The following is a 17229-nucleotide window of genomic DNA, read 5'->3' as shown; positions in this document are numbered from 1 at the left end:
CATAGATCTAATTTAATAGCATCTAAAAATAATTTGGATCAGATAAGAGATTATATAGGTTGTGATACACTAAAGTTTTTAAGCATAGAAGGAACTTTAGAAGCAGCGGAAGATAAAACAACTTTCTGCAAAGCATGTTTTGATGGAAAATATCCTGTTGAAAAAATTGATGAGGGGGAAATAATATCATGTTAACATATAGAGCTTCAGGTGTAGATATAGATGAGGGAAACAGAGCTGTAAATCTTATAAAAGATAAGATAAAAGGAACATATGATAAAAATGTTATAGGAGATTTAGGAAACTTTAGTGGGTTATATAGTTTAAAGGATTTTATAAATATGGATGAACCTGTATTGCTATCTTCTACAGATGGAGTTGGAACAAAATTAAAACTAGCTCAAATGATGGATATTCACAATACTGTAGGTATAGATTTAGTAGCAATGTGTGTCAATGATCTTATATGCCAAGGAGCTAAGCCATTGTTTTTCTTAGATTATATAGCTACTGGAAAATTAATTCCTGAGAAAATAGATGATATAGTATCTGGAATAGTGGAAGGATGTAAGATGGCAGAATGTGCTCTTATCGGAGGAGAGACAGCCGAGATGCCTGGTATGTACTCAGAAGATGATTATGATTTAGCAGGTTTTTCAGTAGGAATAGCAGATAAATCTAAAATAATAAGTGGTCAAAATGTTAACTCTGGAGATACATTAATAGGAATAGCATCAAGTGGAATACACAGTAATGGATACTCATTTATAAGAAAAATATTTCTAGAAGAATATAAGTATGAATTAACTGATTATATAGAAGAATTAGGAATGACTTTAGGAGAAGCGCTTCTTATCCCGACAAAGATATACGTGAAACTTGTTATGAATTTAATAAAAAAATATGAGTTAAAAGCTATAGCACACATAACAGGTGGAGGTGTTATAGAAAATATCCCTAGAGTTATACCAAATGGATTAGGTATAGATATAAATAAAAATTCTTGGGAAAAGCCAGCTATATTTAAAATGATAGAAAAGTTTAATGCAATAGATGAAGTTGAGCTTCATAAAAGTTTCAATATGGGGATAGGACTTGCAATAGTAGTAGATTCAGATAAAGCAGAGGAAATAGTTAGATATTTAAATGAAAGTGAAAAACAAGCATATATAATTGGAAAAGTTGTAGATACCCATGAAGGAGTAAAGCTATGCTAAACATTGCTGTTTTAATATCTGGAGGAGGAAGCAATTTACAAAGCATTATAGATGGATGTGAAAGTGGATATATAAATGGAATTGTTAAATTAGTTATTTCTAATAAGGATAATGTTTATGGATTAGAAAGAGCAACAAAACACAATATCAAAACTTTTGTAGAAAAAGAAGATGAAAAAATAATAGATTTACTAAATAAAGAAAATATTGATTTAGTTGTTTTAGCAGGATATTTAAAAATCATAAGTCCAAAATTTGTAGAAGCTTTCAGAAATAAAATAATAAATATACACCCATCATTAATTCCTGCGTTTTGCGGAGAAGGATATTATGGTAAGAAAGTTCATGAATCTGTAATAAATTATGGTGCAAAGTTAAGTGGAGCTACTGTGCATTTTGTAGATGAAGGAGCAGACACTGGTCCAATAATAATGCAAAAAAGTGTAGAGGTTAAGTTTGATGATACCCCACAGAGTTTGTCTGAGAGGGTACTAACAGTGGAACATGAGATACTTAAAGAAAGCGTAAAACTATATTGTGATAATAAGTTAACTGTAAATGGAAGGGGAGTAATTGTAAATGACTAAAAGAGCATTAATAAGTGTAACAGATAAAAGTGGTGTAATAGAGTTTGCAAGAAGCTTAAATGAATTAGGGTATGAAGTAATATCAACAGGAAATACATTTAAAACTCTGAGAGAAGAAGGATTAAAAGTTATACAAATAGATGAAGTTACAAACTTTCCTGAGATATTAGATGGAAGAGTTAAAACATTAAATCCATATATTCATGGAGGAATATTATACAAAAGAGATAATGAAAAACATGTTAATACAGTTAATGAGCATAAAATAGGAGCAATAGATTTAGTAGTAGTAAATCTATATGATTTTGAAGGAAATTTAAAAGATAACAAACCTCATGATGTAATGATAGAGAATATAGATATAGGTGGACCATCTATGATACGTTCAGCAGCTAAAAATTATAAAGATGTTTTAATAGTAGTTGATACAAAAGACTACGATGCTATAATAGAAAGCTTAAAAGATGGAGAAGTATCATTAGAAGACAGAAAAAAACTAGCATATAAAGCATTTTCAACAACTGCTAGATATGATGCATTAATATCAAACTATTTCAGAGAGCAATTAGAAGATAAGTTCCCTGAAAGTCTAACAATGACATTCCAGAAAGAAGATACCCTAAGATACGGAGAAAATCCTCATCAAGGAGCAGTATTATATAAACAGTCTAATGCAAAAAATCCAATATTAAATTATGAACAGTTAAATGGTAAAGAACTTTCTTTCAATAATATAAATGACCTACATGGATGTTTAGAAATAATGAGAGAGTTTAAAGATAGTGAACAAGTAGCTTGCGTAGCTATAAAGCATACAAATCCATGTGGAGTAGCAGTAGCTAAAAATAGCTTTGAGGCTTACACAAAATGTTATGAGGCAGACAAAGTATCTATATTTGGAGGAATTGTAGGATTTACATCTGTAGTAGATGTAGAAACTGCTAAAAAATTAAATGAAATATTTTTAGAGATAGTAGTAGCTTATGATTTTACAAAAGAAGCACTTGAAGTTTTAACACAAAAGAAAAATTTAAGAGTATTAAAACTATCAAATATAGAAAATAGTCTTCAAGGATTTGACTTTAAATATTTAGATGGTAAATTACTAGTTCAGGATAGAGATGAAAAATTAGCTAATGAATACAACTGTGTTACAAAAGAGATAGCAGATGAACAAATATTAAAAGATATGGAATTTGGAATGAAGATAGTTAAAAACATGAAGTCTAATGCAATAGCTATAGTAAAAGATGGACAGACACTAGCACTTGGATGCGGTCAAACTTCAAGAATATGGGCATTAAAAAATGCTTTAGAAAATAATCAAGATAAAAACTTTGAAGGGGCAGTGTTAGCATCAGATGCATTTTTCCCATTTGATGACTGTGTGAAGTTAGCTAATGATTATAAAATAAAATCGATAGTTCAGCCTGGAGGATCTATAAAGGACCAAGATTCAATAGATGCTTGTAATGAAAATGATATGGTTATGGTGTTTACAGGAATAAGACACTTTAAACACTAGGAGGTAAATACATGAAGATTTTAGTTGTAGGATCAGGTGGAAGAGAGCATGCGATTTGCTATAGTTTGTTAAAAGGAAAAAAAGTTGAGGAGATTTACTGTGCTCCTGGTAATGCAGGAATAAGTGAAATAGCTCAGTGTTTAAATATAAAAGATAATGATATTGATAATTTATATAAATTTGCTAAAGAGAATAAAGTTGATTTAACTATAGTTGGACCAGAAGTTCCATTAGTAGATGGAATAGTAGATAGATTTGAAAAAGAAAACTTAAAGATATTTGGACCAAATAAAAAGTGCTCAATGTTAGAGGGTAGTAAAGCTTTTTCAAAAGAGTTTATGAATAAACATGATATTCCAACTGCAAAATATAAAGAATACGTAGATCTAGATGAAGCCATAAGTGAAATTGATTCATTTGGATATCCAGTAGTTATAAAAGCTGATGGTTTAGCAGCAGGTAAAGGTGTTGTAATAGCAAAGGATAAAGAAGAAGGTATAGAAACTTTAAAAGAAATGATGAGTGACAAAAAATTTGGGATAGCTGGAGAAAAAATAGTTATTGAAGAATTTTTAAAAGGAATAGAAACATCTATACTAGCATTTGTTGACAATAACACTATAGTACCTATGGAAAGTGCTAAAGATCATAAAAAAGTTTATAACAATGAAGAAGGTCCTAACACAGGAGGAATGGGGACATTTTCTCCAAGTAATATATACGATGAACAATTATCTCATATAGTAAAAAAAGAAGTTCTAGATAAAACATTAAAAGGATTTAAAGATGATAACTTAAACTATAAAGGTATTTTATTTATAGGATTAATGATAACAGAGGATGGGCCAAAGGTTTTAGAGTATAATGTTAGATTTGGAGATCCTGAAACACAGTCAGTACTTTTAAGGTTGGAAACAGATTTAATTGAAATAATAGAAGCTATTTTAAAAAATAGATTAAATGAAATTGAAATAAAGTATAATGAAAAAAATGCAGTATGTGTTATGTTAACATCAGGTGGTTATCCTGAAAGTTACGAAAAAGGTAAGGTTATAACAGGTCTTGATAAAGTGGATGAAGATATAGTTATATTCCATAGTGGAACTAAAATAATTAACAATAAACTAGTTACTAATGGTGGGCGAGTTATAGGAATTAGTGCAAAAGGTAATTCACTTGAAGAAGCTAGCAAAAAAGTTTATGAAAACATAGAAAAGATAAAATTTGAAGGTATGCATTACAGAACTGACATTGGAGTATTATCAAATTAGTATAAATATACTTAAATAAAAAATTATGGGGGTATACTATGACTACTAGTAATAGTTTGAAATCTACTGTAAAAAGAATATTAGTTGAGAAAAAACAAGGATTTGACTTAGATGCAAAACATCTAAAATGTGAAATCGAGGAGAGTTTACATATAGATGGAATAAAAAGTCTAAGACTTTTAAATAGATATGATATAGAAGGAATAGAAGAATCGGTATATGAAAAAGCAGTTAGAAATATATTCTCTGAGCCTAATACAGATAATGTATATCAAGAGGAAGTAAACATAAATACAGATGATAAAGTATTTGCAATAGAATATTTACCAGGACAATATGATCAAAGAGCTGATTGGGCAGCTCAATGTATTCAAATTATAAATGAAGGTGAAAGACCTATAATAAATACTGCAAAGCTAGTAATAATCAGTGGAGATATAACAGATGAAGATCTTAAACAAATAAAATCATATTGCATAAACCAAGTAGATAGTAGAGAAGCTGACTTAGAAAAACCTGAAACCTTAAAAATACAAACTGAAATACCTACAAGTGTAGAAACTATAGATAAATTTATAAACTTAAGTGATGAAGATTTAATGAAATTCATGGATTCTATAGGACTTGCTATGACATTTGAAGATTTAAAGCATGTTCAAATGTATTTTAAAAATATAGAAAAAAGAAATCCAACTATAACTGAAATAAAGGTATTAGATACTTATTGGTCAGATCACTGTAGACATACTACATTCATGACTAAAATAGAGGATGTAGTTATAGAAGAAGGCAAGTACACTGATGTTGTAAAAGAAGCATATGATATGTACTTACAATCAAGGGATTATGTATATGGAAAAACAGATAGAGATATTTGTTTAATGGATATAGCAACAATTGCTATGAAGGAATTAAGAAAATGTGGCAAATTAGAAGACTTAGATGTAAGTGAAGAGATAAATGCTTGTAGTATAAATGTTGATGTTGATATAGATGGTAAAAAAGAAGCATATTTAGTGATGTTTAAAAATGAAACACACAACCATCCTACAGAAATTGAACCCTTTGGAGGAGCGGCTACTTGTTTAGGAGGAGCTATAAGAGATCCTTTATCAGGTAGAAGTTATGTTTATCAAGCTATGAGAGTAAGTGGAAGTGCAGATCCAAGAACATCATTAAAAGATACATTGCCAGGAAAGCTAATGCAAAAGAAAATAACAACAGAAGCAGCTAATGGGTATAGCTCTTATGGAAATCAAATTGGACTTACAACAGGTCAAGTAGCAGAAGTTTATGATGAGAATTTCGTAGCTAAAAGAATGGAAATAGGGGCTGTAATTGCAGCAGCACCAAAAGAAAATGTAATAAGAGAAACTCCTCAAAATGGAGACGCTGTAATATTATTAGGTGGAAAAACTGGAAGAGATGGATGCGGAGGAGCTACAGGATCATCAAAAGAACACAGTGAAAAATCTTTACAAACATGTAGTGCAGAAGTTCAAAAAGGTGATGCACCAAATGAAAGAAAAATACAAAGATTTTTTAGAAATAAAGAAGTTGCACAAATGATAAAAAGATGTAATGACTTTGGAGCCGGTGGAGTTTGTGTAGCAATTGGAGAGATAGCAGAAAGTATAGATATAAACTTAGATTTAGTACCTAAAAAATATGATGGATTAGATGGAACAGAGTTAGCTATATCTGAGTCTCAAGAGCGTATGGCTGTAGCAATAAAAAAAGAAAATATAGATAAGTTTATAGAAATGGCTATAGAGGAAAACTTAGAAGCTACTCATGTTGCAAATGTAACTGATAGCGGCAGAGTTAGAATGTATTGGAATGGAACACCTATAGTAGATATGTCTAGAGATTTTATAGAAACAAATGGAGTAAAACAAAAGATAAATATAAAAGTAAAAAATGTTGATAATATGTCTTTATATAAAGAAGGAAATTTAGAAATAGCAATAAGTAGTGAATGTAGATTAAAGGATAAATTTATAAATAATATTACTGATTTAAATGTTTGCTCACAAAAAGGTCTTGTTGAAAAATTTGATAATACTATAGGAGCAAATACTGTGTTGATGCCATTTGGAGGTAAGTATCAAGCTACTCCAGCTCAAGGTATGGTTGCCAAAATACCTGTTTTAAATGGAGAGACTAATACATCTACAATAATGACATATGGATATAACCCTAAGATAGGAAAAGAAAGTCCATTCCATGGTGCGCTTTATGCAGTTGTAGAATCTGTGTGTAAAGTTGTGGCTATTGGGGGTAACTTTAGCAATATAAGACTTACTCTACAAGAATATTTTGAAAAACTGGGGATAAGTGAATATAAGTGGGGGAAACCATTTTCAGCATTACTTGGGGCATATTATGCTCAAAATAAATTACAAATACCTGCAATAGGTGGAAAAGACAGTATGTCAGGAACTTTTAAAGACATAGATGTACCTCCAACACTAGTTTCATTTGCTGTTGATACTGTGGATGCAAAACAAGTGTTATCCCCAGAATTTAAAAAACCAGGTTCAACAGTAATAATGTTATTAACAAATGTGTTGGAAAATAAAGTTATAGACTTTGAAGAACTAAAGAAAAATCTTTCAAAGATAACAGAGCTTATAGAAAATAAAAAAGTGCTTTCTGCATATTCAGTAGGTTATGGAGGGGTAAGTGAAGCTATAAGCAAAATGAGCTTTGGAAATAAGATTGGATTTAAATTTAATAATGAAAATAATATAAATGATCAATTGTTATTTAATACATCTTATGGAAATATGATTCTTGAATTAAAAGGAAATGATATAGATGTAAAAGAGTTATTGAAAGAGTTAGACGGATATAACTATCAATTATTAGGAAACACTATAGAAGAAAAAAATATAATTATAGAAAATGAAAGTATAGATATAGATTATTTATATGATAAATATAATGGTGTTTTAGAAAGTGTATTCCCTATCAAAACTGAGGAAATAAAAGAAAAAATAGAAACTATAAACTTTTTAAGTATTGGAGAAAGAAGAAATAGTGGTATAAGCTTAGCTAAACCAAAAGTCTTTATACCAGCTTTCCCTGGAACTAACTGTGAATATGACTCAGCAAGAGCATTTGAAAAAGCAGGAGCTAAAACATCAGTTAAAGTATTTAAAAACTTAACTTATAAAGATATAGAAAGCTCTATAGATACTATGGTAGAAGAAATCAAATCATCTCAAATAATAATGTTACCAGGTGGATTCAGTGCAGGAGATGAGCCAGATGGATCAGGTAAATTTATTGCAACTGTATTTAGAAATCCTAAAATTGCTGAAGCTATAAATGAATTTTTAAACAATCAGGATGGATTAATGCTAGGTATATGTAATGGATTCCAAGCTCTTATAAAATTAGGACTAGTGCCTTATGGAGAAATAAGAGATATAGATGAAAGCTGCCCAACCCTAACTTATAATAAGATAGGAAGACACCAAGCTAAAATGGTTAATACAAGAATAGCATCTAACAAATCTCCTTGGTTATATGATACAGAGGTTGGTGATATTCATAGTATATCAGTTTCTCATGGTGAAGGAAGATTTGTAGCTAATGAAGATGTAATGAGAAAATTAATACAAAATGGGCAAATTGCAACTCAGTATGTAGACTTTGAAGGAAAAGCAACTTATGATATAGAATTTAACCCTAATGGATCAACATATGCAGTTGAAGGTATAACAAGTTTAGATGGAAGAATATTTGGGAAAATGGGTCATTCAGAAAGAATTGGAGACCAAGTTGTTAAAAATATTATAGGTGAAAAAGATCAAAAGATTTTTGAATGTGGAGTTAAATATTTTAAATAAAAATATATAAGGTATCTCAAAATGTAAAATATTTATGGTTATCAATAAATATTATAATACTTATTTTGAGGTACCTTTTTTCGTTTAAATAAATGATATTTACTGAATAAATATGCTATGTTCTGAATGTAAAAAAGTGTCTAAAAAATATATAGAGGGAATTTATCGATTAATGGAGAATAAACTTAAGTAAAGTAAGATATTTGGGTATTAGTGTATATACATATATAAAGTGAAATTTTTATATAATTTTCGACAAGTTTTTCAAAATTAATATGGTAATATATATATGCCATACGCGGAGGGTATGATATGGAAATGAAGGTTTGTGACACTTTATGTTATCAAGGAAGTGCAAAATACAATGAAGATATAATAGGATTTAATCCATTTGGAGCGTGGGTTTTAGATGGAGCTACTGGGCTAAATAATAAAAACCTAATTTCATGCAAAAGCGATGCAAATTGGTATGTGAGCTGGTGGAATAATTACTTACACAAAAACATACATAATGAAATGACTTTAAAAGAATTGATGTTTAATGGAGTTAAATCGATAAGTGATGAATATTATAAAAAAGTTGATAAGAACGACATTGATAGGTTAGATACTCCATCTAGTTCTATTGCAGTTATAAAATTTTATAATAATAAACTAGAGTATTTTTTACTTGGAGATTGTACATTTTATTTTAAATTAGGAAATGAAAACTCTGTAATAAAAGATAGAACTTTATGTGTTTTAGATAAATTGGTTTACGATGAAATGGAAAAACTACCTAATTTAGACAGGCTTACATTTGAAGAAATAAAAAATAGTGTGATGAGTACAATAATAAGCAATAGATTGAAAAAAAATACAAAAGATGGATATTGGATATTAGATTTTGATGAAAATGCTATAAACAACGCTATAAATGGATTTATAGATATAAATGATAATATAAAAATAATGCTTACAAGTGATGGATTTTCATGCATTAGTGATAGATATAAAACAATAGAAGAAGAAAATTTAATAAATGAGGTAGAAAAATATGGAGCAGGAGAAATTTACTTTAGACTTAGAAATATAGAGTTGGAAGACTTTTCAACAACTAAATTTCCAAGATTTAAAGTAAATGATGATTCCTCTTGTGTATATTTAGATATAGATTTTAGCTGACAATTGAAGGGAGAACTATGAAAATACTACATATAATAACACAAAAACCAAATAGCACAGGTAGTGGTATTTACATGAGTGGAATGATAAAAGGGTTTAAAAAGATGGGATATAATCAAGGGGTAATAGCAGGAATAGATGTTGATGACCCAAAAGAATGCTTTGGTGGAGATATAAAATTTTACCCTGTAACTTATAATACAAAAGAGGTTCCTTTTAACGTTGTAGGGATGAGTGATGTTATGCCATATAATAGTACTTTATATAAAAATATGAGCGAAGATATGGTATTTAAATTAAAGGATGCATTTAAAAAAAGGATAGACGAAGCTATTAAAGATGTAAAACCTGATTTAGTAATATGTCATCATTTATATTTAATAACTGCATTTGTGAGGCAAATTATCAAGGATATACCTGTAGTAGGAATTTGTCATGGAACATGTTTAAAGCAATTTCAAAGCAATGAATTAAAAAGTAGTTATATAAAAAATAATATATGTAACTTAGATATGATATTTTCATTGCATAATGAGCAAAAAAAAGAGATTGAAGACATATTTGATCTAAGTGATGATAAAGTATATTCTCTTGGAAGTGGATATGATGAAAATATATTTTTTGATAAAGAAATAGATAATGATATTATTAATATTACTTTTGCAGGCAAAATTTGTAGATTAAAAGGCATGGAGTCTTTAATAAAATCACTAAACTATATAAAACATAAAAAAGATATTATAAAAATAAATATAGTTGGGGATGGAAGCAATGAAAAAGAATTTAATTCTATTAAAAAGCTTAGTGAAGCAAGTGAATTTGATATAAAGTTTTTTGGAAAAGTAAAACAAAATGAATTAGCAGAAATACTTAGAAAAACTCATATATTTATGCTTCCATCATTTTTTGAAGGGTTGCCTTTAGTAGTTATAGAAGCTTTAGCAAGTGGGTGTACTGTTATAACTACTGATATACCGGGGGTTAGTGAATGGATTGGAGAATATATAAACACATCAGGTAAAATTAAGTATATAAATTTACCTAAAATGCGAAAAATTGCTGAACCTTTTGAAGATGAACTTCCTGAATTTGAGAAGAACTTGGGTCTTGAAATTGATAAAATGATAAATAATATACTTCAATTTAATGTTAGAAACAAACATTTAAATATGGAAGATAAAACATGGATTGGTCTATGCATAAGATTAGAATCTGCAATATTAAGACAGCTGAATATAGAAAAATTTTATAACTAAAATTATATTGAAATGTTTATTGTGCAACAATTTAGTTGATATGATTTAATAATATAGCAAAAATATAAAATTTAATAAATAAAATATAATAATGAGAAAAGGAAAAATATAAAAATTTAAAGTTTTGTATTTTTCCTTTTTACGTATAAGGAATATTTCATAATTGGCATTTGACAATAAATAAAAATATAAGTAAAATTAAATTAGCAAATGCCAATTATGAAATATAGGGAGATGAATTTATGTCAACATGTAACACATGTCCATCTAATAATGGGTGTACAAAAGACAAAGATAACTGTGGAGTTAAAAATAATAATTTGAATAATGTAAAAAAAATTATTGGGGTTATGAGCGGAAAAGGAGGTGTAGGAAAGTCTTCTATTTCAGCAATTATAGCAAAACAGTTAAATCAATTAGGGTATAAAGTAGGGGTTTTAGATGCAGATATAACAGGGCCTAGTATTCCTAGATTACTTGGAGTTAGTGGAAAAAAAGCAACTATGTCAGAAGATATGATTTTACCAGTTAACACAAATGATGGGATAAAAGTTATGTCATTAAATTTTCTTATGGAAAATGAAGGTGATCCTGTTATATGGAGAGGACCTATGATTTCAGGGGTTGTTGAACAATTTTGGAAAGATGTTCTTTGGGGCGAACTTGATTATCTAGTAATCGATATGCCGCCAGGTACAGGAGATGTTGCTTTAACTGTAATGAATTCAATTCCGATAAGTGGAATAGTAATGGTTTCAGTACCACAAAATCTTGTTTCCATGATAGTTTCAAAGGCTGTAAATATGGCTAGAAAAATGGATATTAATATATTAGGGGTTATTGAAAATATGAGTTATATAACTTGTCCTGATTGTGATAAAAAAATAAGATTATTTAATGGAGAAAATACTGATAAATTCTTAGAAGAAATGAATTTAAAATTATTAGCAGAATTACCTATGCTAAATAGCGTAAGTAATTTAAGTGATGGAAATACAGTAGATGAAGAAAATAATCTTAAATTAGTGTTTGAGCCTATAGTAAACAAGATAATAGATGAGTTAGAAAATATTCAAAAGTAGAAATCTCATATAGGTAGAACAGACAATTTATCTAAAATATGGTAAAATTATTATTCGGATATAAACTATTAATGTGATATTATCACATATAATTTATTTTAAATAGGGTAATATTATTTAATGAAAAGTTAATTTAAAAAGATAATAACATTGATTATTTAAATAATAGAGGAAATTGGAGGATAATAAAATGATAAAACCATCAGAATACCATAAACAAGGATATACATGTGCAGAGGCTATAATAAAATCATATAATGAAGAACATAAAACTAATATTCCAGTTGCACTAGGAAGTGGAATGGGAACAGGAGTTACAGTTGGAAGTTTATGTGGAGCTGTAAATGCTGCTGTATTAGTATTAGGATATATAAAGGGTAGAGAAGATAACTCTCAATCAAATGATGCTAGAGCTTACTCAAGGGAATTAATGAATAGAGTTAGAGAAAAATATAACACTGAGATATGCTTAGACCTAAAGAAAAATAAAGTTAGCTGTTCAGAAATAATAGATTTCTCATATGATGCATTAAAAGAAATTTTAGCAGCGTAAAAAAGATGACACCTAGTCATCTTTTTTTTATAGATTAATATTTTTTTCTTTTATCCTTTTATTTACATACCTAGATAATAGCGTATAAATTACACTAAAAAGAGGAACTCCTACTAAAATACCTAAAACACCAAACATAGAAGAACCTACAAATATAGGAACTAATATCCAAAATGATGATAGGCCTATAGAGTTACCTACAACAAATGGATATATTAAGTTACCTTCAATTTGCTGAATTACAAGCATCATTATTAAATAATATAATGCCGTTATAGGTTTAACCATAAATATGATAAAAACTGAAAGTGCAGTTCCTATAAATGTTCCGAATATAGGTATTAACGCAGCTATCGCCACTATAGTACTAACAAGCAATGCATAAGGCATACTAAATATAGTCATACCTATAAAACATAAAATACCTAATATAGCACCATCTATACATTGTCCAGCTATAAATTTCGAGAATTTAAATTCTACTAAATGAGATATTTCTACTAACTTATTTGCATATTTTTCATCTAGAAAGGCAAAAGTGAATTTTTTACATTGAAGTAAAAGTTTTTCTTTACTTAAAAGTATGTAAATTGCAATTATAAATCCTATAACAAAATTAGTTATCGCAGAGGTAACACCAACTGTAAATCCTAATATATTTGAGATAAAATAGTTTGCAAATTTAATTACAAAACTTGAAACTTTATCTAATCCAGATAAGATATCAGCATGGATACTATCTGGAATATTTATATGTGAAAAATAATTTGTAACATAAGATTCTAGTGAATCTATATACTGAGGAACTGCACTTATTAAACTAGAAGTACTTTTACCTAATTGAGGAATCACAAAGTTTACAAATGAATTTACTAATATAAATAAAATAAGCAAAGTGATTGAAAGAGACAATGCTCTAGCTAAAATTTTTGGATTTTTTAATTTTGTCTTTTTTAAATAGGGTTCTATAATTTTATTTTCGAAAAATTTCATAGGAATATTTATTAAAAATGCTATTGCTATACCTATTATAAAAGGTTTCGATATAGAAATTAATTGGAGAAATATATTTCCGACAGATTTTATATTTAAAAGTAAAAAAGATAAAATTATTATATACGTTGATAATAAAATTTGATTTTTAAATTTGAGATTTTTCATAAAATCACAACTCCTTTCATAAATTTATAATTATACAATCAGTATACCGTATAAAAGTATTTTTTAAAAATTATATTACATATATTGGGAAAAAATTATGTTAAAATTAATTATATAAAAGGATTATTTTAATTAGGAGGTGATGCAGTTGAACACTTATTTAGGAATAGATGTTGGAGGAACTTCTATAAAGTATGGAGTTTACGATAAATATGGAAATGAAGTAAAAAAAGGGAAAAATAAAATAAAAACACCTAAGTATGATATGTCAAAGTTTATAAAATCAATAAAATTAATAATGGATGAATGTGGGTCTGTAGAGGGAGTGGGGCTTAGCGTTCCAGGATGTGTAAATCCTAATAGTGGATACATACAAGATGGAGGATCTATACGAATATTAGATAAAGTAAATATAAAGTATATTTTAGAAAAAGAGTTAGGAAGAAAAGTAGAAGTAGAAAATGATGCAAATTGTGCATTATTAGCTGAAAAATGGATTGGAAATGCAACTGAATGTAGCAATTTTGTATGTATTACGCTTGGAACAGGAATAGGTGGAGCTTTGTATGTAAATAATGGATTAGTAAGTGGAAATAATTATTTTTCGGGAGAATTTGGATATATGATTCTAGATAATATACATGAAAAATATAGACTAAAAACTTTGAATAAAACTAGCTCAACTGTATCATTTGTCAGAGAAATAGCTAATAAAAAGGGCGTGAATTCTAGAAGTTTAGACGGAGTTTCCGTATTTGATATGATTCAAAATAAGGATGATGAAGTTTTAGAATTATATCAAATGTGGATAAGAAGAGTAGCAATTTGTATTTACAATGTTGGGTTTATAGTTGATCCAGAAAAAATTCTTATTGGGGGAGGAATAAGTAATCAACCTATTTTTATAGAAGATTTGAAATCTGAGATGAAAAGACTTTCTATAGAGCTTATAAAAGAAACCGGAAAAATTGAAAATTTATATAAAAAATGGAATATTGGTCCTTGTAAGTTTTTTAATGACTCAGGTCAAATAGGAGCGATATACAATTATATATTTAGAAATGAAATTTAGAAAATATATATATTAATTTTACTTATTTTGTATAAATAACTACACTTATAACAATAATGGTAGATAGAGTTAACTTTATTGAGGAAAGGGTGTTTATTTAGATGGAAATTTTAAAAACTAGAAAGTTAAAAGAATCAGTTTTTTGTGATAACTGTGAAAAAGAAAGAAAGCATACTATAGTAACATACCAAAATATCAATGAAAATAACGAAGAGTGCATAGTTGAAATGAGAAGATGTAAAGCTTGTGGAAAAGAGCAGTCACTAATGTAATTTATTACTTAAACGTATATATCAAATGAAAAAGACTATCTATAAGATAGTCTTTTTTATTTTATTCGATACATCTAAAATTTATATGTGTATAGCCTTCAAATGCAGGTTGGGATTGGATTTCAGTTATTATACATTTTTTTATTTGACCATCTAATAGTAAATCAACACTAAGGTCATTATTATCTTCTGCAAATCTTAAAAAAGGAGTTTTAGGTATTTGAATAGGGATGTCTTGATCAAGTTTAGGACCATAAATTAATCCTAAAATGTAACCTGATTTTCTTAGTTTTTTATTATTTTGACTTAAATCTCTTTTAAATACTTCTAACATAAGTTTCCCCCTAAAATTTTTTTATAGCTTAAAAACTATATTAAAAACTATATTAAATAATATTTAAAATAAATTTAATATATTCGTAAATTTACAAATATAGCGTAAATTAATAAGATATAATAATATATGTTAACTTTAACATAATACAGTTATAGGTAATTATAAATATATATACTATAGATATAAAGATTTTATATGAATAAAAGTGATCAAATAAAGGATCTATGGGGTGATTTATGAATTTTAAAATTAAGAAAAATTATATAATAGTATTTGCATCTGCAGTGGTTCTATTGATTTTTATATTAAAATTAAATAATTTAAATAATTTTAAACAAGAAGAAAAAATAAAAATTCAAGATGCAAATGCCCTTATACAAGATGGAGATTATGATTTAGCTGAAAAAAAATTAGAACAAATTGAAAAAAATAAAAAAATATTTAACAAGTTGGATAAATCAGATAAGTTTAATTTATATAATTATCTAGGAATTATAAATACATTTCAAGGTGAAACTGTAAGTGCAATTCTTATGTATGAAAAGGCCGAAAAATATGTAAGTAAAGAAAATAAGTATAAGGTTGAGATAAATTCCTCTATAGCATATAGGCATATGGGAGAATATATAAAGAGTGCTGAATCTCTTATAAAAATAATAAATTCATTTAATAAAAATAAAACTGAAAATGCTAGAATAAAAACCTATGCATTGCTAAATTTAGCAGAAATTTACTTTCAAGTAGGCAGTATGGATGAATACAGTATAATTTTATCTAAAATTGAGCCATTTATTGAGTATTTACCTGAATCTCACAAAGATGATTTATTAATAATGTATTATTCGGATTTAATAATAAAAGAATTAAATAAAAAAGATTTTAGTAAAATTGATTTTTATTTTAAGAAAATAGATAAATTAGAAAAGGGAAATGAAATAGTTCAATACACTGAGAGTAAAATGTTAAAGACTAGAGCATATGCATTGTACTTTAAGAAAACTAGAGATGTTGATAAGACTATTGAATACTTTGAGAAATTAGAGGATTATGGTAAAAAAGAGGGGGATATATACATATGCCAATTTTCCATAAAGGAAAGAATAGAAATTTATAAAAAGTTAAAAAATCATGATGAATATGATAAATTAGTGCAAAAATTTTATAAAAATGAATTGGACATGTCAAAAATAAATAATAAGCAATATGAATTTCATTTGAATAACAAGATAAAAGAAGAAGAAGACATAAGTATTATGAAAAAAACTACCACATTAATAATAATAAGCAATTTGTTTTTAATTGGAATTATTATATTAGTATATAAAAAGATGAAAAAGTCTAGATACGAATCGATGAAAGACCCGTTATGTAATGTTTATAATAGACGGTATTTAGAACTATATAAAAAAAATGTAAAAATTAAAGATGTTCCAATATCAGTATTTATGATAGATGTAGACTATTTTAAATTATATAATGATAATTATGGACATCAGTATGGAGATGAAGTTTTAAAATCTATATCTGAAGTGTTAAAAAGCAGTTGTAGAAAAAGTGATATGATATTTAGATATGGAGGAGAAGAATTTTGTATTGTTCTTAAAAATACTGTAAAAAAAGAATCTATGTTTTTTGCAGAGAGAATACTTAAAAATATTTCAGATAGAAAGATAAAGCATGAATATTCAAAAGCAGGAAATTATATTAGTTTAAGTATAGGAGTTTCAACAATATACTCAAATAAAGATATAAGAAATGCTATAAATTTGGCAGATAAAGCATTGTATATATCAAAGGAAAGTGGTAGAGATAAATGTACACATATAGAGGATATATAATTAAAATAATAAAGTGTATATTACTATCTTTTAATAA

At 27.5% G+C, this 17229-nt stretch carries 14 protein-coding genes and 1 pseudogene; 13 read left to right on the top strand and 2 right to left on the bottom strand.

All coding sequences use genetic code 11. The features are described from left to right. The 10 genes and pseudogenes from ACRDDE_RS06660 to ACRDDE_RS06615 form a co-directional block, all read left to right on the top strand. A pseudogene (locus ACRDDE_RS06660) lies at positions 1–195 on the top strand (amidophosphoribosyltransferase); the annotation flags it as partial. Further along, complete coding sequence (purM, locus tag ACRDDE_RS06655) at positions 189–1217, top strand: phosphoribosylformylglycinamidine cyclo-ligase (protein WP_438626442.1); 1029 nt, start codon at positions 189–191, stop codon at positions 1215–1217. The pseudogene ACRDDE_RS06660 and the gene purM, both read left to right, overlap by 7 nt. Next, a complete protein-coding gene (gene purN / locus ACRDDE_RS06650) occupies positions 1211–1804 on the top strand; it encodes a phosphoribosylglycinamide formyltransferase (RefSeq protein ID WP_438626440.1) in 594 nt (197 codons plus the stop codon). Before purM ends, purN begins: the two co-directional genes overlap by 7 nt. After that, positions 1797–3329 (top strand): bifunctional phosphoribosylaminoimidazolecarboxamide formyltransferase/IMP cyclohydrolase, encoded by a 1533-nt coding sequence (gene purH / locus ACRDDE_RS06645; RefSeq protein ID WP_438626438.1) that lies wholly within the window; start codon positions 1797–1799, stop codon positions 3327–3329. The genes purN and purH overlap by 8 nt, the downstream gene beginning before the upstream one ends. A gap of 11 nt (positions 3330–3340) precedes the next feature. Further along, the gene (gene purD / locus ACRDDE_RS06640; RefSeq protein ID WP_438626436.1) at positions 3341–4600 is read left to right on the top strand and encodes a phosphoribosylamine--glycine ligase; all 1260 of its coding nucleotides are present in this window, start codon (positions 3341–3343) and stop codon (positions 4598–4600) included. 38 nt (positions 4601–4638) lie between these two features. Then, positions 4639–8457 carry a phosphoribosylformylglycinamidine synthase gene (locus ACRDDE_RS06635; protein WP_438626434.1) on the top strand — a complete coding sequence of 1273 codons (3819 nt, stop codon included), beginning with the start codon at positions 4639–4641 and terminating at the stop codon, positions 8455–8457. A gap of 312 nt (positions 8458–8769) precedes the next feature. After that, the gene (locus ACRDDE_RS06630) at positions 8770–9621 is read left to right on the top strand and encodes a hypothetical protein (protein ID WP_438626432.1); all 852 of its coding nucleotides are present in this window, start codon (positions 8770–8772) and stop codon (positions 9619–9621) included. 17 nt (positions 9622–9638) lie between these two features. Further along, positions 9639–10877 (top strand): glycosyltransferase family 4 protein, encoded by a 1239-nt coding sequence (locus tag ACRDDE_RS06625; RefSeq protein ID WP_438626430.1) that lies wholly within the window; start codon positions 9639–9641, stop codon positions 10875–10877. A gap of 242 nt (positions 10878–11119) precedes the next feature. Continuing rightward, positions 11120–11959 carry an Mrp/NBP35 family ATP-binding protein gene (locus tag ACRDDE_RS06620; protein WP_438626428.1) on the top strand — a complete coding sequence of 280 codons (840 nt, stop codon included), beginning with the start codon at positions 11120–11122 and terminating at the stop codon, positions 11957–11959. Between the two features lie 190 nt (positions 11960–12149). Beyond that, positions 12150–12512, top strand: coding sequence for a C-GCAxxG-C-C family (seleno)protein (locus tag ACRDDE_RS06615; RefSeq protein WP_438626426.1), 363 nt, complete (start codon positions 12150–12152; stop codon positions 12510–12512). 27 nt (positions 12513–12539) lie between these two features. Here the strand turns inward: ACRDDE_RS06615 and ACRDDE_RS06610 are convergent, their stop codons facing one another. After that, positions 12540–13673, bottom strand: coding sequence for an AI-2E family transporter (locus ACRDDE_RS06610; protein WP_438626425.1), 1134 nt, complete (start codon positions 13671–13673; stop codon positions 12540–12542). A gap of 148 nt (positions 13674–13821) precedes the next feature. Here ACRDDE_RS06610 and ACRDDE_RS06605 point away from each other — a divergent pair, with 148 nt between their 5' ends. Continuing rightward, entirely contained in the window at positions 13822–14745 is a 924-nt protein-coding gene (locus ACRDDE_RS06605) for an ROK family protein (protein WP_438626423.1), read from the top strand. A gap of 101 nt (positions 14746–14846) precedes the next feature. Beyond that, entirely contained in the window at positions 14847–15017 is a 171-nt protein-coding gene (locus ACRDDE_RS06600) for a hypothetical protein (protein ID WP_021431629.1), read from the top strand. 61 nt (positions 15018–15078) lie between these two features. Here the strand turns inward: ACRDDE_RS06600 and ACRDDE_RS06595 are convergent, their stop codons facing one another. Continuing rightward, positions 15079–15351: a hypothetical protein gene (locus tag ACRDDE_RS06595; protein ID WP_438626422.1), complete on the bottom strand. Its 273-nt coding sequence runs from the start codon at positions 15349–15351 to the stop codon at positions 15079–15081. 239 nt (positions 15352–15590) lie between these two features. Here ACRDDE_RS06595 and ACRDDE_RS06590 point away from each other — a divergent pair, with 239 nt between their 5' ends. Further along, positions 15591–17192, top strand: a complete 1602-nt coding sequence (locus ACRDDE_RS06590; protein WP_438626420.1) for a diguanylate cyclase — start codon at positions 15591–15593, stop codon at positions 17190–17192. Positions 17193–17229 lie beyond the last annotated feature (37 nt).

The organism is Paraclostridium sp. (assembly GCF_051656405.1).
Classification (GTDB): domain Bacteria; phylum Bacillota; class Clostridia; order Peptostreptococcales; family Peptostreptococcaceae; genus Paraclostridium.
The sequence above is the reverse complement of the archived record's forward strand: the minus strand, read 5'-3'. Positions and strand labels throughout refer to the sequence as shown.